At 45.5% G+C, this 22,084-nt stretch carries 23 protein-coding genes and 1 pseudogene; 14 read left to right on the forward strand and 10 right to left on the reverse strand.

The window, feature by feature from the left end:
* Window positions 1–2: 2 nt before the first annotated feature.
* Both astA and NJR55_RS04280 read right to left on the reverse strand, forming a co-directional pair.
* Window positions 3–1,025: an arginine N-succinyltransferase gene (gene astA / locus NJR55_RS04275; protein WP_253618147.1), complete on the reverse strand. Its 1,023-nt coding sequence runs from the start codon at window positions 1,023–1,025 to the stop codon at window positions 3–5.
* A gap of 13 nt (window positions 1,026–1,038) precedes the next feature.
* Window positions 1,039–2,256 carry an aspartate aminotransferase family protein gene (locus NJR55_RS04280; RefSeq protein WP_253618149.1) on the reverse strand — a complete coding sequence of 406 codons (1,218 nt, stop codon included), beginning with the start codon at window positions 2,254–2,256 and terminating at the stop codon, window positions 1,039–1,041.
* 328 nt (window positions 2,257–2,584) lie between these two features.
* Here NJR55_RS04280 and NJR55_RS04285 point away from each other — a divergent pair, with 328 nt between their 5' ends.
* Window positions 2,585–3,289: a flagellar brake domain-containing protein gene (locus NJR55_RS04285; protein ID WP_253618150.1), complete on the forward strand. Its 705-nt coding sequence runs from the start codon at window positions 2,585–2,587 to the stop codon at window positions 3,287–3,289.
* A gap of 5 nt (window positions 3,290–3,294) precedes the next feature.
* On the opposite strand, the gene NJR55_RS04290 is transcribed toward NJR55_RS04285, so the two are convergent.
* From NJR55_RS04290 to rpe, 5 genes are all read right to left on the reverse strand, one after another.
* Window positions 3,295–4,467, reverse strand: a complete 1,173-nt coding sequence (locus NJR55_RS04290) for an HDOD domain-containing protein (RefSeq protein WP_253618152.1) — start codon at window positions 4,465–4,467, stop codon at window positions 3,295–3,297.
* A 68-nt stretch (window positions 4,468–4,535) separates the two neighbouring features.
* Window positions 4,536–5,117, reverse strand: coding sequence for an anthranilate synthase component II (locus tag NJR55_RS04295; RefSeq protein WP_253618153.1), 582 nt, complete (start codon window positions 5,115–5,117; stop codon window positions 4,536–4,538).
* Between the two features lie 4 nt (window positions 5,118–5,121).
* Window positions 5,122–7,167: a bifunctional diguanylate cyclase/phosphodiesterase gene (locus tag NJR55_RS04300; RefSeq protein WP_253618155.1), complete on the reverse strand. Its 2,046-nt coding sequence runs from the start codon at window positions 7,165–7,167 to the stop codon at window positions 5,122–5,124.
* A gap of 8 nt (window positions 7,168–7,175) precedes the next feature.
* The gene (gene trpS / locus NJR55_RS04305; RefSeq protein WP_253618156.1) at window positions 7,176–8,183 is read right to left on the reverse strand and encodes a tryptophan--tRNA ligase; all 1,008 of its coding nucleotides are present in this window, start codon (window positions 8,181–8,183) and stop codon (window positions 7,176–7,178) included.
* Between the two features lie 11 nt (window positions 8,184–8,194).
* Window positions 8,195–8,869, reverse strand: coding sequence for a ribulose-phosphate 3-epimerase (rpe, locus tag NJR55_RS04310; RefSeq protein WP_253618158.1), 675 nt, complete (start codon window positions 8,867–8,869; stop codon window positions 8,195–8,197).
* 135 nt (window positions 8,870–9,004) lie between these two features.
* On the opposite strand from rpe, the gene NJR55_RS04315 reads away from it, so the two are divergent.
* Window positions 9,005–9,307: a hypothetical protein gene (locus NJR55_RS04315; RefSeq protein WP_253618159.1), complete on the forward strand. Its 303-nt coding sequence runs from the start codon at window positions 9,005–9,007 to the stop codon at window positions 9,305–9,307.
* Complete coding sequence (locus NJR55_RS04320; RefSeq protein ID WP_253618161.1) at window positions 9,307–9,528, forward strand: DUF2970 domain-containing protein; 222 nt, start codon at window positions 9,307–9,309, stop codon at window positions 9,526–9,528. Before NJR55_RS04315 ends, NJR55_RS04320 begins: the two co-directional genes overlap by 1 nt.
* Window positions 9,529–9,618: 90 nt before the next feature.
* On the opposite strand, the gene prlC is transcribed toward NJR55_RS04320, so the two are convergent.
* A complete protein-coding gene (prlC, locus tag NJR55_RS04325) occupies window positions 9,619–11,658 on the reverse strand; it encodes an oligopeptidase A (protein ID WP_253618162.1) in 2,040 nt (679 codons plus the stop codon).
* A gap of 134 nt (window positions 11,659–11,792) precedes the next feature.
* Between prlC and NJR55_RS04330 the strand changes: the two genes are divergently transcribed.
* The 4 genes from NJR55_RS04330 (at window position 11,793) to NJR55_RS04345 (ending at window position 17,320) form a co-directional block, all read left to right on the forward strand.
* Window positions 11,793–14,090: a S9 family peptidase gene (locus NJR55_RS04330; RefSeq protein ID WP_253618164.1), complete on the forward strand. Its 2,298-nt coding sequence runs from the start codon at window positions 11,793–11,795 to the stop codon at window positions 14,088–14,090.
* Window positions 14,091–14,229: 139 nt separating this feature from the next.
* On the forward strand, window positions 14,230–15,582 hold the full coding sequence (gene gorA, locus NJR55_RS04335) for a glutathione-disulfide reductase (protein WP_253618166.1): 1,353 nt from the start codon (window positions 14,230–14,232) through the stop codon (window positions 15,580–15,582).
* Window positions 15,583–15,669: 87 nt separating this feature from the next.
* Window positions 15,670–16,380 carry a cold-shock protein gene (locus NJR55_RS04340; protein WP_253618168.1) on the forward strand — a complete coding sequence of 237 codons (711 nt, stop codon included), beginning with the start codon at window positions 15,670–15,672 and terminating at the stop codon, window positions 16,378–16,380.
* 688 nt (window positions 16,381–17,068) lie between these two features.
* The gene (locus tag NJR55_RS04345; RefSeq protein ID WP_253618170.1) at window positions 17,069–17,320 is read left to right on the forward strand and encodes a hypothetical protein; all 252 of its coding nucleotides are present in this window, start codon (window positions 17,069–17,071) and stop codon (window positions 17,318–17,320) included.
* A gap of 112 nt (window positions 17,321–17,432) precedes the next feature.
* Here the strand turns inward: NJR55_RS04345 and NJR55_RS04350 are convergent, their stop codons facing one another.
* Window positions 17,433–17,900 (reverse strand): hypothetical protein, encoded by a 468-nt coding sequence (locus NJR55_RS04350; protein ID WP_253618172.1) that lies wholly within the window; start codon window positions 17,898–17,900, stop codon window positions 17,433–17,435.
* Between the two features lie 375 nt (window positions 17,901–18,275).
* On the opposite strand from NJR55_RS04350, the gene NJR55_RS04355 reads away from it, so the two are divergent.
* From NJR55_RS04355 to NJR55_RS04380, 7 genes and pseudogenes are all read left to right on the forward strand, one after another.
* Window positions 18,276–18,917, forward strand: coding sequence for a hypothetical protein (locus NJR55_RS04355; RefSeq protein WP_253618173.1), 642 nt, complete (start codon window positions 18,276–18,278; stop codon window positions 18,915–18,917).
* On the forward strand, window positions 18,910–19,662 hold the full coding sequence (locus tag NJR55_RS04360) for a DUF3307 domain-containing protein (protein WP_253618175.1): 753 nt from the start codon (window positions 18,910–18,912) through the stop codon (window positions 19,660–19,662). The genes NJR55_RS04355 and NJR55_RS04360 overlap by 8 nt, the downstream gene beginning before the upstream one ends.
* 37 nt (window positions 19,663–19,699) lie before the next feature.
* The gene (locus NJR55_RS04365; RefSeq protein WP_253618176.1) at window positions 19,700–19,894 is read left to right on the forward strand and encodes a hypothetical protein; all 195 of its coding nucleotides are present in this window, start codon (window positions 19,700–19,702) and stop codon (window positions 19,892–19,894) included.
* A 24-nt stretch (window positions 19,895–19,918) separates the two neighbouring features.
* Window positions 19,919–20,110, forward strand: a pseudogene (locus tag NJR55_RS13710) (pirin family protein); the annotation flags it as partial.
* Window positions 20,111–20,125: 15 nt separating this feature from the next.
* On the forward strand, window positions 20,126–20,614 hold the full coding sequence (locus NJR55_RS13715; RefSeq protein WP_338034527.1) for a pirin family protein: 489 nt from the start codon (window positions 20,126–20,128) through the stop codon (window positions 20,612–20,614).
* Between the two features lie 50 nt (window positions 20,615–20,664).
* The gene (locus NJR55_RS04375) at window positions 20,665–21,060 is read left to right on the forward strand and encodes a hypothetical protein (RefSeq protein ID WP_253618178.1); all 396 of its coding nucleotides are present in this window, start codon (window positions 20,665–20,667) and stop codon (window positions 21,058–21,060) included.
* 42 nt (window positions 21,061–21,102) lie between these two features.
* Window positions 21,103–21,294 (forward strand): hypothetical protein, encoded by a 192-nt coding sequence (locus NJR55_RS04380; RefSeq protein ID WP_253618180.1) that lies wholly within the window; start codon window positions 21,103–21,105, stop codon window positions 21,292–21,294.
* A 19-nt stretch (window positions 21,295–21,313) separates the two neighbouring features.
* Here NJR55_RS04380 and NJR55_RS04385 read toward each other — a convergent pair whose 3' ends face one another.
* The gene (locus tag NJR55_RS04385) at window positions 21,314–21,988 is read right to left on the reverse strand and encodes a hypothetical protein (RefSeq protein WP_253618181.1); all 675 of its coding nucleotides are present in this window, start codon (window positions 21,986–21,988) and stop codon (window positions 21,314–21,316) included.
* Window positions 21,989–22,084: the final 96 nt, after the last annotated feature.

The raw sequence follows: 22,084 nt of genomic DNA on the forward strand, positions 1-22,084 counted from the left end.
GCTTAGAGTGCAACAATGCGGGCTTCATCGCCGCTTTCTAAATGCATTGCCTGGGCTTGTTCTGTCGTCAATATGAGTTCGTCTGCACCTGCTGGTAAAGACAGTTTGGTCGCACGGAAGTTCTTCAGCTGTGTGTTGCAGACAATATGAGGAATACCTTCAGCTTCCGTGGTAGATTCGCTTACAGTTACCGTCACTAAACGGCTGTTACGAACACTGTTCAGATTACACACTTCGGCTTCAACCGTGGGTCCTGCGTCAAATATATCGACGAAGCCGCGGAAGCGGAAACCTTCCGACTCCAGCAATTTCAGTGCCGGGCGAGTATTATCGTGAACTTTACCGACAACCGCCTGCGCTTCTTTACTCAACAAGTTAGTATAAATAGGGAAGCGTGGCATTAACTCAGAAATGAAGACTTTATCTCCTATGCCACTTAAGTAGTCGGCTTTAGGAAAGTCCATTGAGAAAAAGTTCTCTTCCAGCCAGTTCCAGAATGGCGAATCACCATTTTCGTCTGAAACACCACGCATTTCGGCTATTACCCAGTCGCTGAAACGCTGTTTAAATTGCGCTAAAAACAGCATACGGAAACGAGACAAAGTACGTCCGTTCATATTGTGCCGGTAGGGTTCGCGCAAAAACAGAGTGCATAGCTCGGAAACACCTGTGTAGTCGTTACACAAGGTTAAGGTTTCCAGTGCATTATAAATATTGAGCTTTTCTGAATGATGCACAACTTTACCCAAACGGTAATGCCAGAAGGCTTCATTCAAACCCACCGCAGCTTCAATACCACTGACACCTGCAATAGTACCGGTTTCAGTATCTTCCATAACAAACAGGTAGCTTTCATCACCCGGTGTTTCAACGGTATCTTTAGCGAATGCTTTTTGCGCCGCGTTAATGCGGCGCTCCAGCAGCGACTGGTCTACCGGTAAGGAAGTAAAACCATGACCGGACTCAATCGCACACTGGTATAACGCTTCGTAATCTGACGGCTTAATGGGTCTGATTAGCAACATAAAACAGCCTCAGTTATTGACCGACGACCTGAGCAACAGCTTTTTCAAAGCGCTGCAGGCCTTCTTTAACGTCTTCTTCAGAAATAACCAGTGACGGGGTAAAACGCACCACATTAGCACCGGCAATCAGTACCATCACGCCATGCTCCTGGCCTGCCAGCAAGAAGTCGCGCGCACGCCCTTCGTACTCTTTATTCATTGCCGCGCCAAGCAATAAGCCCTGACCACGGATTTCGCTAAACACGTTATATTTTTCGTTAATTGCGGCCAGTTGCTCTTTGAACCACTGCTCACGTTGCTTCACACCGTCCAGCGTTTCCTTAGTATTCACAACATCAAACACCGCTTCTGATACAGCGCATGCCAGTGGGTTACCGCCGTATGTACTACCGTGTGTACCCGGCTTAAGATGCTCCGCAATTTCCGTGGTGGTTAGCATAGCGCCAATAGGGAAACCGCCGCCCAATGCTTTTGCTGAAGTCAGAATGTCCGGCGTTACGCCTAGCTGTTCATAAGCATAAAGGCTACCGGTACGACCAAAGCCTGTTTGCACTTCATCAAAAATCAATAACGCATTATTTTCGTTACACAGTTCACGTACTGCTTTAACGAATTCTACGTCAGGGCTTACTACGCCACCTTCACCTTGCAATGGCTCCATCATTACGGCGCAAGTTTTGTCGGAAATCAGTTCTTTTAGCGCGTCGATGTTGTTGTAATCCACATGCTCAATAGCGCCAGGTTTTGGACCAAAACCGTCAGAGTAAGCTGGCTGGCCACCCACGGTTACGGTAAAGAAGGTGCGCCCGTGGAAACCTTTAGTGAAAGCAATAATTTGTTGCTTATGCTCACCGTGCTTTTCAATTGCCCAGCGACGCGCCAGCTTCAATGCGGCTTCGTTGGCTTCAGCACCAGAGTTAGCATAGTAAACGCGGTCAGCAAAGGTGGCTTCGGTTAGTTTCTTTGCCAGACGAATTGCCGGTTCGTTGGTAAACACGTTACTTAAATGCCACAGCTTCTGGCTCTGTTCCTGTAGGGCTGACACCATCGCAGGGTGGCAATGACCAAGACAGTTCACAGCGATACCGCCAGCAAAGTCGACATACTCACGACCTTCCTGATCCCAAACACGAGCACCTTCTCCTTTAACGGGAATCATCGATGCCGGGTTGTAGTTTGGAACCATTACATCATTAAACATTTCACGGTTTACTGTCTTATTGTCTGTCATTACTCTCGTCCTTATCGCCTTAGCGAGTTAACAAAGGTGTCAACAAATTCATCTCTAAAAGTAGCCGGCTATTATGCCAAAATTTGCGCAGTTTGTCTGTGATAATTCGGTTATAAATCCCTAAACCCGAGGGTTTACGCTTTTCTTGCATAAGATACGAATAGTTATGCTAATGCATGCTGAAACTATGAATCTTTAGTCATTATTTTTTAGGACAGGAAAAATGTACTCCCTGAATTAACATTTAACTACGTATAATTACATTGATTTTTAATTGGTGTTAATTTAGCCTGAATTATTGAATAAATGTTCGGCTGGAAAAGACGTTATGGAAAATCAGACTCCGCCTCTGAACGCCTCATCTCAACCACACTTAAAGCTTACCTATTTACGTCCGGGCGACGTAATTGATGTTGAGTTTTCTTCGGCAACCAAGGTACGCACCAAGCTTCAGATTGTAGGCTTTGATACCGGTAACTATTTATTGTTAAAACAGCCGAACCCACGCACTGATGGAAGTTACGCCGATGTGTTATATGAAGGTAACCCGGTTATTGTTCGCTTGGTTTTAGAGGGGGAAGCGGGTGAATGCCTGGCGTTTAAAACAAAGATCCGGGCCGTCTCGAATATCCCTTTCCGGTTGCTGTATCTGGATTATCCAAAACAAATTGAGAATCGCGCATTGCGGGCGCAACGGCGTGTGCGAACTCATATTCCAGTCGATGTTACTGCAGACGGCAGTCAGACCAAAAGCAAGAAAAAGTTAGCCAGTGGCGTTATTGTCGATATCTCTTCTGCCGGTTGCCGAATTGTGTTTAAGGCGCAGAATCAGACGGGTAATGTCACTCATATGAATATAAAAATCAGTATTGGCTCGGGTTCACAGAAAGAGCCTCTGACCCTTTCAGGTCAAATTATGAATCAACGCAAAGAGCACGGAATGATAAGTGTTGGCGTGCGCTTCACTGACGAGGAAGCGCATATCGGTAAAGTGTTCGACCATTTATTAATCGACACCGAGTTCGAGTGTTGAAGCTGCTATTCCGGCACAACTATTGGCGGGCGTTTTAAGCTCACATTGTGCAAGCGGGCCACAGTTTCTGAGGTTATCGAATGCTTGTTTAACAGATGCTTTCCCTCTTCCAGACTGGCCAGATCCACTTCCCGCAGCATTCTGAATTCGCAATAAGCATTAGCCTGAGCTAAGGCTTCGGCGTATTCAGATTCATAACCTTTGTCTTTCGTTTTACTTTGCGTAAAAGCCAATAAGTGTTTGCTTACCGGAACACGCTTTAACCCCCAGCCTTCAGCGACCAGGTAACTTACGTCTTTATCCTTTTCCAGCATTAAATCGCGCAGAAAACGCTCGTCCGGAGTCAAGGTAACAATAGTATTGTGGCGCTCCGGTGACTTATCGTTAACGCTCTGCATAGCGAATTCGCGCTGCACATCATCAAATAAACGCAAATAAAGCTTGGTTAAGGCAATTTTTCCCAGCTCATGGAACATACCAATGGTATAGGCTAAGACCGGATCTCGCAGGTTACGCTCTACCGCAATATTGTGAGCAGCAATAGCCGTACCCAACGAATGCTCCCAAATTTTGCGGCGGAATAAGGTGAACGGTTGTGTGGCCGGCGGCAGCCAGTTTTGCATAATGTAAGCAGGAGCCAGCAGGCGCAGGTTTTCGGTACCCACGAAGCTCATCGCCACCCGAAGGTTATCAATTTTCATCTGCTTATTGCGATCAATAAACGGCGGTTGATTGACCGTACGGATTAAGCCCGTATGAAACCAGTCCATACCTTGCACAACAGACTCAATCCGGCGCATAGAAGCGGCCTTCATGCTAAGCGTATCGAGCAATTCAGGTAATTTTTCGGGTAGTGGAATCAAGCGTTCGCGAATGTAGTCACCATCTTCTATGGTTTTCAAAGCACGATGATAAATCTCTTCATGCAATTCATCAGAAATACGATCGGCATAACGTTGGCGCGCCTGCGCTTTACGATCTCTCTCCTCGTAATTCAGACGCTCAACTTCTAATAGTTTACGTAGCTGCTCATGTTCCTCGTCATCGGTACCATCTTCCTTTGAACGAGTTTTACGCGCAAACGGGAAGCTTATCAGATAGTTGATGAAGCGTTTTTCTAAGCGCAAAGCGGGGTCGTTACTGCCGCCTTCTGTGGTACCCGCGAAAAAGTGGAACATGTTACCTCGGTATTAGCTGAACTGCGGCAGTATTATGTTGAATAAGCAGAGAAAATACTACTTACTGATTATCGTATATAACGTAAAAAATTCGCTAACAGATTATGTCCTTGTGCTGTCATCACAGACTCGGGATGAAACTGAACACCAAACAGCGGCAAATGCCGGTGTCTTATTGCCATAATCTCGAGCTGACCTTTTTCGGTTTCTGTATCGGCATCAATGACAAAATCTGTTGATAAGCTTTCAGGAGAAACAACAAGGGAATGGTAACGGGTCACTTCTAATGGGTTATTCAGCTGTCGGAAAAGTCCTTCGCCGGTATGTTTAATCACACTGGTTTTTCCGTGCATAACTTTTTCTGCCCGGACAACATCTGCACCAAAAACCTGCGCCAATGCCTGATGACCAAGACACACACCTAATATTGGCAGCTTAGCCTGAAAGTGCTCAATAGCAGCCAAAGATATTCCCGACTCGTCGGGGGTACAGGGTCCAGGTGATATAACAAGCGCTTGCGGCGCTAACTGTTCTATGTCGGTAAGAGTTAATTCATTATTCCTGAAAACACTAACGTCTTCGCCTAGTTCCCGAAAGTAGCGCGCAAGGTTGTGAGTAAATGAATCAAAGTTATCAATTAAAACAATCATACTGCTAGGCCAGCCGCTCGCTTAGCCAGTCTTTAAAATGGACTGGCCGGGCGAAGTAGAACCCCTGCAATAAATCAGCGCCATTTTCTTTCAGTAATTTAACCTGAGTTTCAGTTTCTACGCCTTCTGCTACCGAGGAAACCGATAGAGATTTAGTCATATTCAGCATAGCCAGCAGCAGCCCCATATGTTTGTCATTCACCTCTGCAAGCTGAACAAACTCCCGGTCTATCTTTAGTTCGCCTATTGGTAGTTGCTGAATGCGCATGAAATTAGAATACCCGGTACCAAAGTCATCAATAGAAAAAACGACGCCGAGCTCGGCAAGCCGAGACATTGTTTGCTCAACTATTTCAGGGTCCGCTAACAGTAAGTTTTCGGTAATTTCAATGGTCAGTTGATTCAGCGGCGCATCCTGTTCGGCAAATATTTTCTGTATTGTCTCGACATAGTCGTTTTGTAAAAATTCAATAGGACTGACATTCACCGCTATACGATCATTAAGCCCTTTATCGCTCAGCTGCCGCACAACAAAAGCAACCTGACTCAGCAATTCTTTAGCCATAGGAATAATCAGCTTAAAACGCTCCGCAATTGGAATAAATTGATCTGGAGGAATGATCTCTCCGGCTTCGTTGCGCCAACGCATTAGAGCCTCTGCACCGCGAACAACGCCGTTGGTATCCACCTTAGACTGCAACCAACATTCGAACTGACCTTTACCCAAGGCTGCCCGCAAAGCCACTTCTGTTTTAGCATCGGTTACAACCGAATTAGATATTTCTGCTCTGTATACCGCAACTTTATCCCGGCCGCTATGTCGCGCATTAGACGTTGCCGTATCGGCCTGTGACAGCAGTCCGGAAGCATTTTCATCGCCGCCACTTAAACTGACACCAACACTTGCTGTGAGGTAATGCGTCTGGAACGCCGTTTTAAACGGCTCGCGCAGTACGCTATGAAGCTCATCAATAATAGCCAGGCTGGTCTCGGTAGAGTTCTGCATAACCCCCACCCAGAATCTGTCACCAAGATCTCTCGCTATCCAGCCCGAATCGCCAATAGTTTTTCTCATTCGTTGTGCAATTAACTGAATAACACGGTCACCTTCCTCGTGTCCGTGAATTGTATTAACGCGGTTAAAGTAGTCAATATTAACGGCTGCGACAGCAATGGGTAAATGGCTTTCAATGCGTTTCTCAACCAGGTCAAGAAAACGATGACGGTTTGGTAGCCCCGTTTGTTCGTCAAAATTTGCTAAATACTCAAGCTTACGGGCATTTTCTTTTTGCTCGGTAATATCCCGTATAACGCCGACATACTGCGTTTCACCAGAATGAGTGACCTCGGTTACCGCCAAATCAATAGGAAACACTTCTCCGGTTTTACGCTTAGCCTGAACTTCGCGGCCAATACCAATAATGCGGGCGCGGCCTGTTTTTTGATAAGCACTAATATAACGGTCATGTTCACGGGCATAGGGTTCGGGCATTAACACGCTGACATTTTTACCTTTCACTTCAGCGGCGCTGTATCCGAACATGCGCTCAGCCGGCGCACTAAAGTTAATAATAATGCCGTTATTGTCGATAGTAATAACCGCATCCAGTAAGTTGTCCAGTGTACTGCGTAAGGTGTTAGCTTGCTCTTGTAACTGCTGCAAACGGTACTTTTTAACCGTAATATCCTGAATGGCACCAAATAGTGCCATGTCACCATTTTTCAGCGTTCGGGTAATACCCGTAATAGCAACCCAGTGAATTCTTCCACTTCTGTCTTTAAGACAACTTTCAGCTGACCAGCTATGGTGATTTTGAAAGCTTTGCTCGACCAGGTGTTCAATATTTTCACGGTATTCAGGAAGGTGAAACGCCATTGCCTGTTCATAAGTAATGGGTTCATCCTCGGCTACACCATGAATTTCTCTTAACTGAGGGCTCCAGTATAAGTCTCCGGACGCGGGTCCATACCAAAAGCTGCCAATGTTTGCCATGGTTTCAACACTAGTTAGCAACTCCTTTTCGCGCTGTTCCGAAGATTCATCTGCCATAGTTAAATTTATCCTGGGTAAGGTACAAAACCTACCGCTTTATAAACATCTGACAAAGTTTTTGCTGATGCTTCACGGGCCTTATCAGCACCTTGTTTCATAACCTGCTGCAAAAATGCCTGGTCATTACGCATTTCGTGATAACGCTGCTGTATAGGTTCCAGCATGGCCACCACAGATTCCGCCACATCCACCTTTAAATGCCCGTACATTTTATCTTCGTACTCAGGTACCAGCTCGTCTATCGACTTACCGGTGGCAGCTGACATAATGCTCAGCAAATTCGAGACACCCGGCTTTTCTTCCTGATTAAAGTAAATGCGTGCCTGCTCATCAGAGTCGGTAACGGCTTTCTTAATTTTCTTCAGAATCTTCTTCGGTTCTTCCAACAAGCCTACAAAGTTATTCGGGTTATCGTCCGACTTTGACATTTTCTTAGTCGGCTCCTGCAGTGACATCACCCGCGCACCGACTTTCGGAATCATTGGCTCCGGAATCGTAAAAATATCGCCATACAAGTTATTAAAACGCTCAGCAACATTACGGGTCATTTCCAGGTGCTGCTTCTGGTCATCCCCCACCGGCACTTCATTCGCCTGATACAACAGAATGTCTGCCGCCATTAGCGCTGGGTAGGTAAACAAACCCGCGTTAATATTACTGGCGTGACGCTGAGACTTATCCTTAAACTGCGTCATACGGTTTAGCTCACCCATTTGCGTGTAGCAGTTAAGCACCCAGGCTAATTGAGAATGTTCCGGCACGTGCGACTGAATAAACACCGTACTCTTTGCCGGATCAAGGCCACAAGCCAGATACAAAGCCAGTCCATCCAGAGTTGCTTGCTGCAGTTTTTCGGCTTCCTGGCGTACAGTAATGGCATGCTGATCAACCAGCATAAACTTACAGTCATGAGTGTCCTGCATCTTAACCCACTGACGTAATGCGCCAATATAATTACCAATAGACAACTGTCCCGACGGCTGACAACCACTTAACACAATTGGTTTCGACATTCCTGTTTCCTCTAAGAACCTGTTACCGCAGCGATTTCATCGCGCATTGTCTGGATGACACTGGCGTAATCATCCGCATTAAAAATAGCGGAACCGGCCACGAACATGTCCGCACCCGCTTCCGCTATTTCACCAATATTTGAAACCTTAACACCGCCATCCACTTCCAGGCGAATATCTCGCTCACTCTTATCTATCAACTTGCGCACCGCTCTGAGCTTATCAAGCGTTGACGGAATAAAAGACTGCCCACCAAAACCCGGGTTAACCGACATCAGTAAAATGACATCCACTTTATCCATAACATGCTCAAGGTAATGCAACGGTGTCGCAGGGTTTAGCACTAACCCCGCCTGACAGCCGTGCTCATGGATAAGTTGCAACGTCCGGTCAACATGGTCGGATGCTTCCGGGTGGAAAGTAATGATAGAAGCCCCGGCCTCTGCAAAGTCAGGAATAATACGGTCAACGGGCTTAACCATTAAATGCACGTCAATTGGTGCTTCAATTCCGTAGTCACGTAACGCTTTGCATACCATAGGACCTATCGTCAGGTTAGGCACGTAGTGGTTATCCATCACGTCAAAATGCACGACATCGGCGCCGGCGTTCAATACCGCGTCAACTTCTTCCCCTAAACGCGCAAAGTCCGCAGACAGTATTGACGGTGCAATTAGTGGTTTCATTGTTCGTTTTCCTGACCTATTTCAAAATGATGCTTATTGTAGCAGTTAACCCATGACAAAAAAATTCGCAATGATGACTAGAATTTTTACAAAATCGCTGATAAATTAGTCAATCAAGACTTGAGAGGGACTTTCATGCGATTACTCACAATAATAACGTCACTGGCATTAGCTGCGTTTACTGCGCTTGCTATTGTGAGTCCTTCCTCGCTCGTTGCTGAGCAAAACGCCACCCAGCGCTGTCAGCAGCTTGTCACTGAAATGGAACCCAGTAACACCTCTGTTGAGTGTCAGTTAGCTGCAGAGCAAGTGACATGGTTTAGCTGGTTAAAAGGCGACAGCCGTTCCGTACAATTTCACTTCTTCGACTTGATTGAGTTAATCTCAAGTTCAAGCGACAGCAACAAAAAACATTATCAAAACGAATACACTGATTAATGTCTGAATCTACCGAAAACAAAACCTCTAAACCAGGTGTCTTTAGTATGGTTATGAGTGTGTTGGCGGCATTTTTAGGTGTACAAACAGAAAAAAACCGCCAACGAGACTTCCAGCATGGTAGCCCGAAAGCCTACATCATCATTGGCGTTATTCTTACTATCCTATTCGTCTTTGGTTTAGTCGGCCTCGTCAACCTGGTCATGGCTATCGCAGCCTGATGCCCCACCGTACCCTGACATTCATCTCAGGTGCAATGTCGAAATAGCACACACAATTGTGAATTCAATATCGCACCTGATGCAATAGCATCAGGCTACTATGCCGCTATGACGTAACAAAGCTTCGGCATTCGGTTCGCGACCACGAAATTCCTGGAATAAATCTGCGACTTTACGGCTGCCACCACGTTCCAGAATGACGTGTAAAAAGTCTCGCCCGGTTGTAGCGTTGAATATGCCTTCCTCTTCAAAGCGTGCAAACGCATCAGACGACAGCACTTCAGCCCATTTGTAACTGTAATAACCTGCCGCATAACCGCCAGCAAAGATATGACCAAAACTGTGCTGGAAACGGTTGTATTCCGGTGGAATACGTACCGAAGTTTGCTGACGCACTTCATCCAGAATTTCGCTAATTCGCGCACCTGTATTTTCGTCAAACTCATGGTGAATACGCATATCAAAAAGCGAGAATTCCAATTGTCGCATCATTTGCATAGCCGACTGGTAATTGCGCGCAGCCAGCATTTTCTCCAACAGTTCCTGTGGCAGCGGCTCGCCGGTTTCGTAGTGACCAGAAATAAGCGCCAGTGCTTCCGGTTCCCAGCACCAGTTCTCCAGAAATTGACTCGGCAACTCAACAGCGTCCCATTCAACACCGTTAATACCAGACAGACCAGCGGTATCGACCTGAGTTAACATGTGGTGCAAACCATGACCAAACTCATGGAATAATGTCAGCACTTCATCGTGAGTAAAGAGTGCAGGCTTACCACCCACCGGCTTACTAAAGTTACAGGTTAAAAAGGCCACCGGGTTTTGCAGTTCGCCGTCAGCATGCACTCTGCGGCCAACAAAGTCCGCCATCCAGGCACCACCACGTTTGCCTGAACGTGCGTAGAGATCCAGATAGAAACTGCCTCGCAAATGTCCATCGGCGTCGTGAATGCGGAAGAAGCGCACATTCTCATGCCAGGTTTTTACGTCTTTTTGCTCGCTAACCGTCATGCCAAACAGGCGCTTAACCACCTCAAACAAACCGTTTAGCACTTGTTGCTCAGGAAAGTACGGGCGTAATAATTCATCAGAAATAGAATAGCGCTGCTGTTTTAACTGCTCACTAAAGTAAGGAACATCCCAGGCTTCCATTTTCTCCACACCTTGCTCTGCAGCAAAGGTTTCAATTTCAGCATACTCGGCTTTCGCCTGTGCTTTGGACTTGTTAGCAAGATCCTGCACAAAATCTAACACCTGCTCCGGTGAATCGGCCATTTTCGTCGCCAGCGACATTTCAGCAAAGTCGTTAAAACCTAATAACTCAGCCATTTCATGACGCAAAGCCAAAGTTTCGTTCATTACCTCGGAGTTATCGAACTCTCCGCCATTAGGCCCAGTTTCCGACGCACGAGTCACAAAAGCCTGGTACATTTCTTTGCGCAGCTCCCGGTCTTCGGCGTACAGCATGACCGGCAGATAACTTGGAATATCTAAAGTGAACAGCCAGCCTTCTTTTTCCTGGTCTGCTGCGGTTTCTTTTGCCGCTTCTTTGATGCTTTCCGGCAAACCCGCAAGGCGGCTTTCATCGGTAATCAGGCAAGTCCATGCATGGGTGGCATCCAGCAAGTTGTTGCTGAAGGTTGAAGACAGGTCAGACAGCCGCGATGAAATTTCAGCATAACGTTTCTTTTTGTCTTCGGGTAAGTCCACACCCGACAAACGAAAGTCACGTAAGGTGTCGTTAATGAGCTTTTGCTGAGCTTCGGTCAAGGCGTCGAACTCGTCACTTTCACGCAGTGCCTGATAAGCATCAAATAGGCCTTTGTGTTGTCCTACATAGGTTGCGTAGTCAGACAACAACGGCAGGCAACTGTCATGCGCTTCACGCAGTTCCGGCGTGCTTACTACAGAGTTCAAATGCGAAACCGGCGCCCAGACATGCTCAAGCTTTTCATCCGCATCGGTCAAAGGTTCAATCAAACCATTCCAGCTAAAATCACCACGTTCCAGTACTTCATCAATAGTTTTTCGAGCGTGTTTTATGCACTCTTCAACAGCGGGTTGAATATGTTCGGGTTTAATTTTCTCAAAGTCCGGAAGCTGGCTCTGTTCTAATAGCGGGTTATGGCTCATTTTTACCTCAATTTTTCAAAATGCTTACAATGGATATTGGGGCTTTCGGCTAGTCTTCAACCACGCTTATGTGGTTTCCTACGTTTTTTGCGGTATTATCAGTTCGTTAATAAATCAGAATAAAGGTAAATGTCATGTCTGACACCTCTTTTCGATCTTTACGCTTATTGGCCGGATTAACGGCTATTATTACCTTAAGCGCCTGTAGTAACCTGGGTGGACAATCCACTGCGGACTCCGATGAAGCTGACGTAACAGGCGTTAGCCAGCTGACAGCGGAAAAAATATTCGCCAGCGATACCTTCAGTATTGACCGCCCGGCTCCAACTCGCTGGCTGGAAGACGGCTCAGGTTACACGACTTTAGAGCAGTCCAACTCAGCCGATGGTCGCGATATTGTTCGTTACCATCCTGAAACCAACGAGCGCACGGTTTTAGTCAGTGCTGAACAGCTTACCCCGAAAGGTAAGGACAAAGCGCTGGATATTGCCAATTACGTCTGGTCCGACGATGGCGAGAAAGTGCTTATTTTCACCAATACCAAGCGCTCGTGGCGTACCCATACTCTGGGCGACTACTGGGTGCTGAACCGCAACAACAACGAATTACGCCAACTGGGTGGTAATGCGCCCGAGTCGACTTTGCAGTTTGCCAAGTTTAATCCGCAAGGTACAAAAGTCGCATTCGTTATGCAGAACAACATTTATGTGCAGGACCTTAGCAGCTTTACTGTCAGCGCGCTGACTAACGACGGCAGCGAAACTATAGTTAACGGCACCTTCGACTGGGTTAACGAAGAAGAGTTTTTCCTGCGCGACGGTTTCCGCTGGAGCCCGGATGGCCAGCACATTGCATACTGGCAGTTGGACACCGAAGGCACGCCAGTATTTACTATGATCAACAACACCGACGGACTCTACCCAACGTTAAAAGAGTTCCCTTACCCGAAAGTAGGTGAAACTAATGCCGCTATGCGCATTGGGGTAATGCCGGCCAGTGGAGGTAAAACGCAGTGGATGGATATTCCCGGAGACCCTCGCCAGCATTATCTGGTGCGCATGAACTGGGCCGGCAACAGCGAAAAACTGTTAATTCAACAACTGACCCGCAAGCAGCACATTAACCGCGCTTTTATCAGTGATATCGAAACCGGCCGTAGTCAGGAGTTGTTACGCGAAAGCACCGACTCGTGGGCCGAATATGTCGACGACATTCACTTTTTAAATGATGGTCGCGAATTTACCTGGTTAAGCGAGCGCAGCGGTTATCGCCATATTTACCGAGTGCAACGCGACTCAGGCAGAACCACCGCCATTACCCGCGGTAACTGGGACGTAGTTGAAGTACTGCGTGTAAACGAAGAAAACGGCTGGGTCTATTTTATTGCCTCACCAGAAACACCGCTGGAGCGTTACCTGTTCCGCGCCAGCTTAGACGGCAGCGGTCGCCTGGAGCGCTTAACTCCGGACATGGACGGAACCCACAGTTACAGCATTTCGCAAGACGCCAAATACGCTGAACATACCTTTAGTTCGGTTAAACAGGTTCCGGTTACTAATATGATTTCACTGCCGGATCATGAAGTTATTCGCACGGTGGTTGACAATAACGAGGTACAGCAAGCGGTTGAGCAGGTGCAGAAACAACCGGTTGAGTTTTTCCGGGTGGAAGCTCGTGACGGGTTAGAGCTGGACGGCTACATTATGAAGCCGACTGACTTCGACCCCAGCAAAGAATACCCCATTTTGTTCTACGTTTACGGCGAACCCTGGGGGCAGACAGTGGCCAACCGCTGGGGCGGCTCACTGTATTTATGGCATACCATGCTGACACAGCAGGGCTATATTGTTGCATCTATTGATAACCGCGGCACCAAATCACCACGCGGCTTTGACTGGCGCCGTTCTATTTACAAGAACCTGGGCGTTGTTACCGTACGCGACCAATACGATGCGCTGCAACAAATGCTGGAACGCTGGGACTTTATTGATGAAAACCGTGTAGGCATCTGGGGACACAGCGGCGGCGGTTCACAAACCCTGAATGCGTTATTCCGTTACCCGGACAGCTACCACATGGGTATGGCGCTGGCACCGGTACCCGATTTAACGCTGTACGACACCATTTATCAGGAGCGGTACTCTGGTTTACTGCCTGAGTCTGCCGAGCGTTATAAAGAAACCTCAGCCATTACTCACGCTGAAAACCTACAAGGCGACTTACTGTTAGTGCATGGTACGGGCGACGATAACGTTCATTTCCAGGGCAGCGAGCGCCTGGTCAATGAGCTGATTAAGCATGGTAAGCAGTTCGAGTTTTTTGCCTATCCGAATCGCTCTCATGGTATTTACGAAGGTGAAGGTACCACCCTTCATTTACGCACCATGATGACCGAGTTTGTGAAAGAGAACTTACCAGCTGGCGGGCGTTAGTCGGTAGAGCAATAAACTGATCTTTCGATTACCGCTATCGGTATAAAAGTCATGACAACCCCGTGTCTTTATTTGCAAGATGCGGGGTTTTTATTCAAGATATGCGCAGTTTTTGAATTAAGTACAGGAGTTAAGCCGTATGAGCAGACATTATGACTATCTTGCGATAGGTGCAGGTAGTGGTGGCATTGCCTCAGCTAACCGCGCAGCTATCCGTGGCGCAAAAGCCGCCGTTATTGAAGCAAAAGCCGTTGGCGGCACCTGCGTAAACGTGGGCTGCGTTCCGAAGAAAGTCATGTGGTATGGCGCTCATATTGCTGAAGCCATAAAGTACTCACCTTCATACGGTTTCGAGCTGGAGCAAAAAGGTTTTGACTGGGCCACTATGGTTAAGAACCGTGAAGCTTATATTGAGCGCATTCACGGTGGCTACCATCGAGGCTTTCAGGGCAACGGGGTAGAGTTTATTGAAGGCTTTGCTAAATTCGTTGACCACAAAACAGTTGAGGTTAACGGCGAAAAAATTACTGCCGACCATATTACCGTTGCAACCGGCGGACGGCCGCTAATTCCGGAAATTCCAGGCGCTGAGCATGGCATCGACTCCGATGGCTTTTTTGCTCTCAATGAACAACCTAAGAAGGCAGCCGTTATTGGAGCCGGTTACATTGCGGTGGAAATTGCCGGTGTCTTCCATGCCTTAGGTACTGACACTCATTTAATGGTACGCCGTGACCGCCCTCTGCGCAGCTTCGATAAAGATATTACTGACGGCTTGCTGGAGCGCATGAAACAGGACGGCCCTGAGCTTCATACCGAAACGACCGTTCGTGAAGTGGTTAAGCAAGACGACGGTACGTTAACGCTGCACTTTGAAAATGACCAGTCAATGGAAGGCGTAGACTGTTTAGTGTGGGCAATAGGCCGCGTACCATCCACCGATAAAATTAACCTCGAATGTACCGGTGTAGAGGTGGATAGCGAAGGCTTTATTAACGTCGATAAATTCCAAAATACCAACGTACAAGGTATCTACGCTGTAGGCGATAATACGGGTGCCGCAGCACTAACACCGGTTGCTATAAAAGCAGGACGCTTACTGGCGGAACGCTTGTTTAACAACATGCCAAACGCACACATGGACTTTGAGAACATTCCAACCGTGGTATTCAGTCACCCGACCATTGGCACCGTTGGCCTGAGCGAAGAAGACGCTAAGTTAAAGTTCGGTGAAGACAACATTACCGTGTACAAGTCATCGTTTGCAGCCATGTACAACGCCGTTACACCGCACCGCGCTCTTAGTTATTTCAAGCTGGTATGCCAGGGTAAAGAAGAGAAAGTGGTCGGCATTCACGGTATTGGTGAAGGTATGGACGAGATATTACAAGGCTTTGCCGTCGCTCTGAAAATGGGTGCTACTAAAGCGGATTTAGATTCTACGGTTGCGTTGCATCCTACTAGCGCTGAAGAGTTTGTCACGCTCCGCTAATTGTAAAAAGCATCGACAGAAAATAGACTACCAACTTAGTCGCTTTTTGCGGCTAAGTTTATTTAAAAATAACCTAATGGATATCTGATGAGTCGCAAGGAAGGCGTTGTAAAGTCGCTGAAGCCAGTAAGTGGCTATGGTTTTATTGAAACAGGTTTTGGAGCCGATGTTTTTTTTCACGAAAGCGCATTAGGAAAAGCACGATTCAACTCTTTAAAAGTAGGCCAACCACTAGAATTCGAAATCAAAGTAACCTATAAAGGGTTAGAAGCTATAAATATCAACCCCTTGATTGAGTCTTCCACTCTACGCCTGTATAACAAAGAGTATGGATTATTCGAGAGTAGTAAGGAAACAGTCGAGAACAAAATTATCTTTGTTCGACTACCTGTCGTTTCCCAGTGGTTTAAAACTATTGAAGAAGCCGAGACTGATGCTCGTCAATTTGCTTTAAAGCTCGGAGCAAATGCACTTCTTTGTAAACAAAGGCAAAAAGATCAGAGAAAGTCTGACCACAACAACTATATTTATCATGTTCACCGGATAACGGCTCAAGCGTGCTTAGTAGCTAAGAAAGATCTTCAAGGCAATTTCAGTAAAGCCGACTTAGAAGCCCAAGCTTTAGCAATGGAGAATACTTTAGAGCAATTCAAAGGTGAATACAAAACGAAAATGGGTCGCTCTATATACGACTCCGCAGATATGACCTCAGAAAAAGTATCTCAGACAGGAGCTATTACTTTTGGGGCCGTATTCTTCATAATTATCATGATCTTTATCTCGACTGGAATTGCTTAATAATTGAGCCTAGTGATTAGTGTTCAGTGGCATTTGAGGTTTATTCGAGTCCTCCTTACCCAAGGCAAGGGACTAGGGCATTTTTTCAATATTTATAACACCTTCAACGAGCACCTTGGAATACACATGGACTGATTGGCAGCACCGAAGCGATCTTAGCAACGGTAAAGAAGATAAACCGCGGGACTTCCACTCTCGACATTCAAGATAAGCCTCTGCAAAAACTATAACTTACTCTGTGACCAAACGCCTCGGCTGCTCTGACTATGCCTCACTTTAAATGTGTCCTTAAAATCGAGGCAGAACCCAATGCGGCTAATGAGCTTAACTCTAATTTACATCAATTAGCAGGTTTGTGAATTCTTGCTAATGAGCATCTTCAGATTCTTAACAGGAATTCAGGTTTAAGCAGTTTGTCCCGTGGGTTGTTTAAAGGTTATAGCGATCCAGTAGCTGGTGTTTTACACGGTTTGGGACAAGGATCCATACAAGCTGACGTTAACTCAAATGTGCAATATTTCAACTCTACGACTACTATAGTTAACGAGTCCATTGACTCTGTTTCGAACTCCTTACACTTAGTTCTTGAAAAGTGGAATCGAGTTGGAGCTATACTTGAAAGTGAATAGTGCTTGACCGGACAAGCTAGCTTGACACAATAAGATAATCAAACTTTAAGGGAGTCGTTATGATTCAAAAAGGAATTATCGCTTTTTTATCAGTTTTAGCTATTGCTTCTTGTGGTGAGAGCAACGAGGCAAAAGTCGAGAGTGAAAGCCAGGAAAAGGATACATACAACCGTTGTGTAAGCCTTGGAGTTCAGTACTTTAAGGAAATAGGCTCTTACCCAACTTTAAAATCAACTCCTGATGCAGGGCGAGACGCTATTGAAGTCGCGCGAGAACGATGTGAAAGCGCGCCAGAAACCGCCTTCCGATAATAGCAGAGCACTAAGCCTTCGGCCGAACGATACTAACCGTTCATTAGTAGCTTTAAAGGGAATCTCGTCGAGGTCATGGTGCAATTTGGAGGGGGCAAAGAGGTTAGTCTGATTACACCTTTACATCAATGCCGATATGCTCCCGACTTCCCTTAATAAAACTCTCTAAATTATACAAAGTATGAAGGGCATCGCCGTATATCTTTACAGATTCAGAGAAGCCTTGCTCTTGACGATCAATTTCTTTAATTCGGGCATACCTTTCTTCAAGGTGACTAATCGCATCTATAGAACTTTCATTACCGAAATCTTGCCCAACCATGATAAAAACTGATGCTGCATTGCCGGATATTTCGCCAGATTCAAATAGGTACCCTCCTAATTTACGTAAGTCATCAGGATTCATATCACGTAAATTATACTGTGAAATTTCATTTCGAAGCTCTTCTGACTTTTGGCTAATAATGTCATCCGATACTTCATCCGCTAATCCAATGGGGTTTTCTGTGGAAAATGGCCCATTACTATAATGAGAAGATACTTGCCCAGCATATGTATGATTCAGTGCATTTATATTCATAACTCGCTCCGCTCCACTAAGGCCAAATAATGATTTTTGATTGAACTTTCACTTTTGGTTCCTCTTTCGTATGAGGCTTCTAATATGGCTATCGGCAGATTTGAATGAATATTGAGCAACAAATCGATTTTTATTTTTTTCCCACTATAAAGGCATTCTTAAAAACTCAAAAGTCAGATACAGCATCTGCGCCACTAAGCCCTCTGAACAAATCAGAGGGCTTTCTTCCCCCCACAGACCGTCTCATATCACTATCCAGAAAACCGCTTATATGTAACTTAATTTGGTTACATTTGAAAAAGTAACTAAAAACGGCTACATTATCTAATGTAACTATAATCGGTTACTTATCTTTCGAGTTATTTGGACAACCATATGAAGAAGCATGTTATAGCAGTTATCACCGGCGACATTGTTGACTCACGAAACTTAAGTTCAGCGCATTATGATGAGCTATTAAAACAGCTTAAGAACGAGCTGACGTCCTTTGAAGCAAGCGACAAGGCTACTTTCGACATCTACCGGGGCGACTCTTTTCAAATCACGTTTTTTTGTCCCTGGGCGGCATTAAAAGCAGCCATCTTGATTCGCCTTAAGCTCAAATCTAATAATTATAAAATCGACGTGCGTCAGAGTATCGCGATTGGTAACGTAAAAGATCTAAGAAAGGATGTTAAAACTTCTACTGGGCAAGCCTTTATCTTATCGGGTAAAAATCTTGATGAAATGAGGTCACATCGCCTCGTTTTTAGCTCGGAAAACAAACTGCTGAACCGCCATATTCCTATTGTTGTGAAGTTACTCGACACTCACCTTAGCTCTTTAACATCCATGCAATCTGAAGCGCTCTACTTTTATTTACTGGATGACTCACAAACACACGCCGAGCTGGCAAATAAGCTGAACAAAAGTCGCGCTAATACAACAAAAATCCTTAATGGCAGTGAATATCTACTTGTTGTTGACTCAATTCACTATTTTGAGACATTGGTTCGTGAGGAGCTAAATCATGATTGAGCATTTTGTCATACTGGCTCTGTTAATTTTGGCTCATGTTGTCGGCGACTTCTATTTGCAAACCAGTCGCAGCATAAAAAGTAAGTCCTCTAAAGGAGCTAAAACCTCAGTACTGGCAAACATTAGGCACGCAGCGTCTCACACCGTTCTGGCTCTTATCGTTCTATTGTTTGCCTCAAGCTTTGAGCTCGCACTGATATGGGCAAGTTTAGTGATCGGCGGCACTCATTTCATGATTGACCTCATTAAATCACGCCTGTCTAAATGCAAAGGTTCGCTACTCTGTTTTACCGTCGATCAGTTGCTACACTTACTTGTCATTCTCAGTGTCTGGGCATACCTGTTCGGCTACTTTGCCTTTATCAATCTTGACACACTACGCGAAGCAACCACATTAGAATTTGTCGCAGTAGTACTGGCTTACCTACTAATTTTAAGGCCAACTTCTATTCTTATTCAGTTCGTACTCAGACCCTGGCGTTTATCAAATAATACCGACAACAATAATCAAGACACAGACGAGCCGCTGGACAAAGCGGGTTCTTTAATTGGAATTTTAGAACGATTTATTATTTTGACACTTATTTTAATGAACCAATTTACCGCTATTGGATTCGTTATTGCAGCAAAATCAATTCTGCGATTCAAAGAAGAGAGCAAGCACGAATATGTCTTGCTAGGAACCGTAACCAGCCTAGCCATTGTTTTGATCATAGGCTTAATCACCCAGTCATTATTGAATTAGCTGCTAGTATTAAATGGAAAATTCACCGAGGTGTTCCATGAGCAATATTCTTAACAATGCTGAACAAGGTTGTGACTCGCACGAACAACCGTCGTCTGCAATAGAAGTTATTATTGAACCTCGCGACAGCGACTTAGGCGGCTTTTATGTCCGCCGCGCATTACCTACTCGCCAAAAGCGTATGATCGGACCATGGATTTTCTTTGATGAAATGGGTCCAGCCGACTTCTAGCCAGGAGAAGGCGTCAATGTCGCACCCCACCCGCATATTGGGTTATCCACTGTCACTTACTTATTCGATGGCGAAATGCTGCATCGGGATTCAATTGGCAGTTATCAGGTAATTAAGCCCGGCGATATCAACCTGATGGTCGCAGGCAGGGGCGTTACACACTCAGAAAGAGAGCGCCCGGAAATTACCGCCCGTGAACACAGGCTGCATGGCTTGCAACTCTGGTTAGCTTTGCCTGAACAGTACGAACAGATAGAGCCCGCCTTTTATCATATTCCGTCAGCCGATATTCCGTCCGCTAATGTGAATGAGGTTTCGGTTCGCGTCATGATAGGTGAAGCTTATGGCGTAAAGTCACCTGTACCCACCTTGTCTGAAACTTTGTACGTGGAAGCCCAATTGGACTCTGCCCAAGAACTAACGTTACCGACAACAGAAGAGTTAGCTGTTTATATCGTTTCTGGTCGCTTAAATTCAGAAGGTAAAGAACTAGCGGCAAGAACATTGGCTGTATTAAAAACTGAAGCGCACCCCGTTATTACAGCTCAGGAACCATCACATATTGTCATTATTGGCGGCAATGCATTGGGCAATAGATTTATTAACTGGAATTTTGTGTCGTCTAATAAAGAACGTATAGAGCAGGCAAGAAAAGATTGGCAGAATCAACGCTTTGATAAAGTTGTTGGCGATGAAGATGAGTTTATTCCTTTGCCTTAATGGCTCCCAAAAGCGAAATCAGTACCTTTATTCAGCAGGAGAATGACATTATGCAGTCTACTACAAGCAGTTTCACTATGCGGACATTACTCTTTACCGGCTTCCTTTCAATAACGGTGGCCTCTCCGTTGTCCCTTGCCAAAGATATCGATACGGAGAATAAAAGCTGCTCTTACAGCGAAACTGAAATGTTAGAACTTTCTCCCAGAGAATTTGATCAAAACTTTGAAAAAGGCTGGCCGGTTCTTGTTGAAAACGGTGACTGTCTGGATGTCGCGGCTGACCTTATTCATACTTACTACACCGAAAATGAAGTTTCCTCAGGCGCATTAAAAACTTTAATCTGGCACGAAGGGCAACTTCGCGCGGAAGTGGGGCAGTATCAACAAGCAATTAGCTTAATGGAGCAAACCAAAAAGCCGCCACAAAGAGATATAGCAGGCTGAAACCACTACGTTGACGCCACCATCGCTTTTTTGCAGTCAGATATGGAAAATTTAAAAACGCACAGACAAAGGCTGGCCACAGTTCCTAAACCCGAAGGTTTTAATCCGACAGATGCAGACGGAAACCCTATTGAAATACAGTGGCCACCAAATTTAGCGGTAGTTGATAACTTCATTCGTTGCTTTGATCAGCCTTATGCGAAAGTTTACGCTGGATGTGCTACTGAAAAATAGACTTAGTACGTTACCGGGTTTAATAGTGAATGATCATAAACTCACAGTTTTCAGGTAATACTTTATTGTCGCTTTTCGTAATAACTATTTTGTCTGCGGATTTCATTCCCGCATAGGTTTCTACAGACACTTTAGAAAGCCTCAGTGTTACGGGGCTTTCCAGTCTGTCGAAATTAGCATGAATGGTGTCAGGTAATATCGACTGATAGCTTCCTTTGTACGAGGTTATCTCTTCTTTTTCTACGTCAATATTTACTCGCTTATTATTGTTAAACTCAAGGATCATACGCTGATTATTACAGGTTTGGTGGTTACCGCGAAGAACCGGTGGAAGCCTTAAGTCAGGAGCATTACCTCGCACGTATAACCCAACATTACGCCCTTTATAATAATGCTTCTGTTGATAAAATTTTTGATAGGTTACAGGTTCAAGGTTTTGCTGCTGAATAACCTGCTCAAGTTTAGCGAAAAACTCAGGGCTTTCATTGGCGGGGTTTGTCGCCACAACCACATCTGGGAATTCTTCCGGAACCATCACGCCTGAAGTTGCTTTAACTTTGAAGCCATTTTCAGACAATGCAGAAATTAATTCCTGACGCTCTTTCTGCGGCAACCGCTCTGTTGTGAGAAATACAGTAGGTGAACTGCAGCCAACTAATAAAAAAAGCACCGCTATTATAATAATTTCTTTCATTTTGACATCCCTGTACCAAAAGTATGCTTTAACTCTCACAATCTGTTACATATTAGTCAACAAATAATTAAAGGTTACCCTCAACAAGAAGGGTAG

Origin of the sequence: Idiomarina rhizosphaerae, assembly GCF_024159085.1 — a bacterium.
GTDB lineage: Bacteria > Pseudomonadota > Gammaproteobacteria > Enterobacterales > Alteromonadaceae > Idiomarina > Idiomarina rhizosphaerae.

Bases quoted from the DNA above. Each gene is read 5' to 3' on its own strand.
- astA (WP_253618147.1), bottom strand. From the start codon at position 1,025: ATGTTGCTAATCAGACCCATTAAGCCGTCAGATTACGAAGCGTTATAC.
- NJR55_RS04280 (WP_253618149.1), bottom strand. From the start codon at position 2,256: ATGACAGACAATAAGACAGTAAACCGTGAAATGTTTAATGATGTAATG.
- NJR55_RS04285 (WP_253618150.1), top strand. From the start codon at position 2,585: ATGGAAAATCAGACTCCGCCTCTGAACGCCTCATCTCAACCACACTTA.
- NJR55_RS04290 (WP_253618152.1), bottom strand. From the start codon at position 4,467: ATGTTCCACTTTTTCGCGGGTACCACAGAAGGCGGCAGTAACGACCCC.
- NJR55_RS04295 (WP_253618153.1), bottom strand. From the start codon at position 5,117: ATGATTGTTTTAATTGATAACTTTGATTCATTTACTCACAACCTTGCG.
- NJR55_RS04300 (WP_253618155.1), bottom strand. From the start codon at position 7,167: ATGGCAGATGAATCTTCGGAACAGCGCGAAAAGGAGTTGCTAACTAGT.
- trpS (WP_253618156.1), bottom strand. From the start codon at position 8,183: ATGTCGAAACCAATTGTGTTAAGTGGTTGTCAGCCGTCGGGACAGTTG.
- rpe (WP_253618158.1), bottom strand. From the start codon at position 8,869: ATGAAACCACTAATTGCACCGTCAATACTGTCTGCGGACTTTGCGCGT.
- NJR55_RS04315 (WP_253618159.1), top strand. From the start codon at position 9,005: ATGCGATTACTCACAATAATAACGTCACTGGCATTAGCTGCGTTTACT.
- NJR55_RS04320 (WP_253618161.1), top strand. From the start codon at position 9,307: ATGTCTGAATCTACCGAAAACAAAACCTCTAAACCAGGTGTCTTTAGT.
- prlC (WP_253618162.1), bottom strand. From the start codon at position 11,658: ATGAGCCATAACCCGCTATTAGAACAGAGCCAGCTTCCGGACTTTGAG.
- NJR55_RS04330 (WP_253618164.1), top strand. From the start codon at position 11,793: ATGTCTGACACCTCTTTTCGATCTTTACGCTTATTGGCCGGATTAACG.
- gorA (WP_253618166.1), top strand. From the start codon at position 14,230: ATGAGCAGACATTATGACTATCTTGCGATAGGTGCAGGTAGTGGTGGC.
- NJR55_RS04340 (WP_253618168.1), top strand. From the start codon at position 15,670: ATGAGTCGCAAGGAAGGCGTTGTAAAGTCGCTGAAGCCAGTAAGTGGC.
- NJR55_RS04345 (WP_253618170.1), top strand. From the start codon at position 17,069: ATGATTCAAAAAGGAATTATCGCTTTTTTATCAGTTTTAGCTATTGCT.
- NJR55_RS04350 (WP_253618172.1), bottom strand. From the start codon at position 17,900: ATGAATATAAATGCACTGAATCATACATATGCTGGGCAAGTATCTTCT.
- NJR55_RS04355 (WP_253618173.1), top strand. From the start codon at position 18,276: ATGAAGAAGCATGTTATAGCAGTTATCACCGGCGACATTGTTGACTCA.
- NJR55_RS04360 (WP_253618175.1), top strand. From the start codon at position 18,910: ATGATTGAGCATTTTGTCATACTGGCTCTGTTAATTTTGGCTCATGTT.
- NJR55_RS04365 (WP_253618176.1), top strand. From the start codon at position 19,700: ATGAGCAATATTCTTAACAATGCTGAACAAGGTTGTGACTCGCACGAA.
- NJR55_RS04375 (WP_253618178.1), top strand. From the start codon at position 20,665: ATGCAGTCTACTACAAGCAGTTTCACTATGCGGACATTACTCTTTACC.
- NJR55_RS04380 (WP_253618180.1), top strand. From the start codon at position 21,103: ATGGAAAATTTAAAAACGCACAGACAAAGGCTGGCCACAGTTCCTAAA.
- NJR55_RS04385 (WP_253618181.1), bottom strand. From the start codon at position 21,988: ATGAAAGAAATTATTATAATAGCGGTGCTTTTTTTATTAGTTGGCTGC.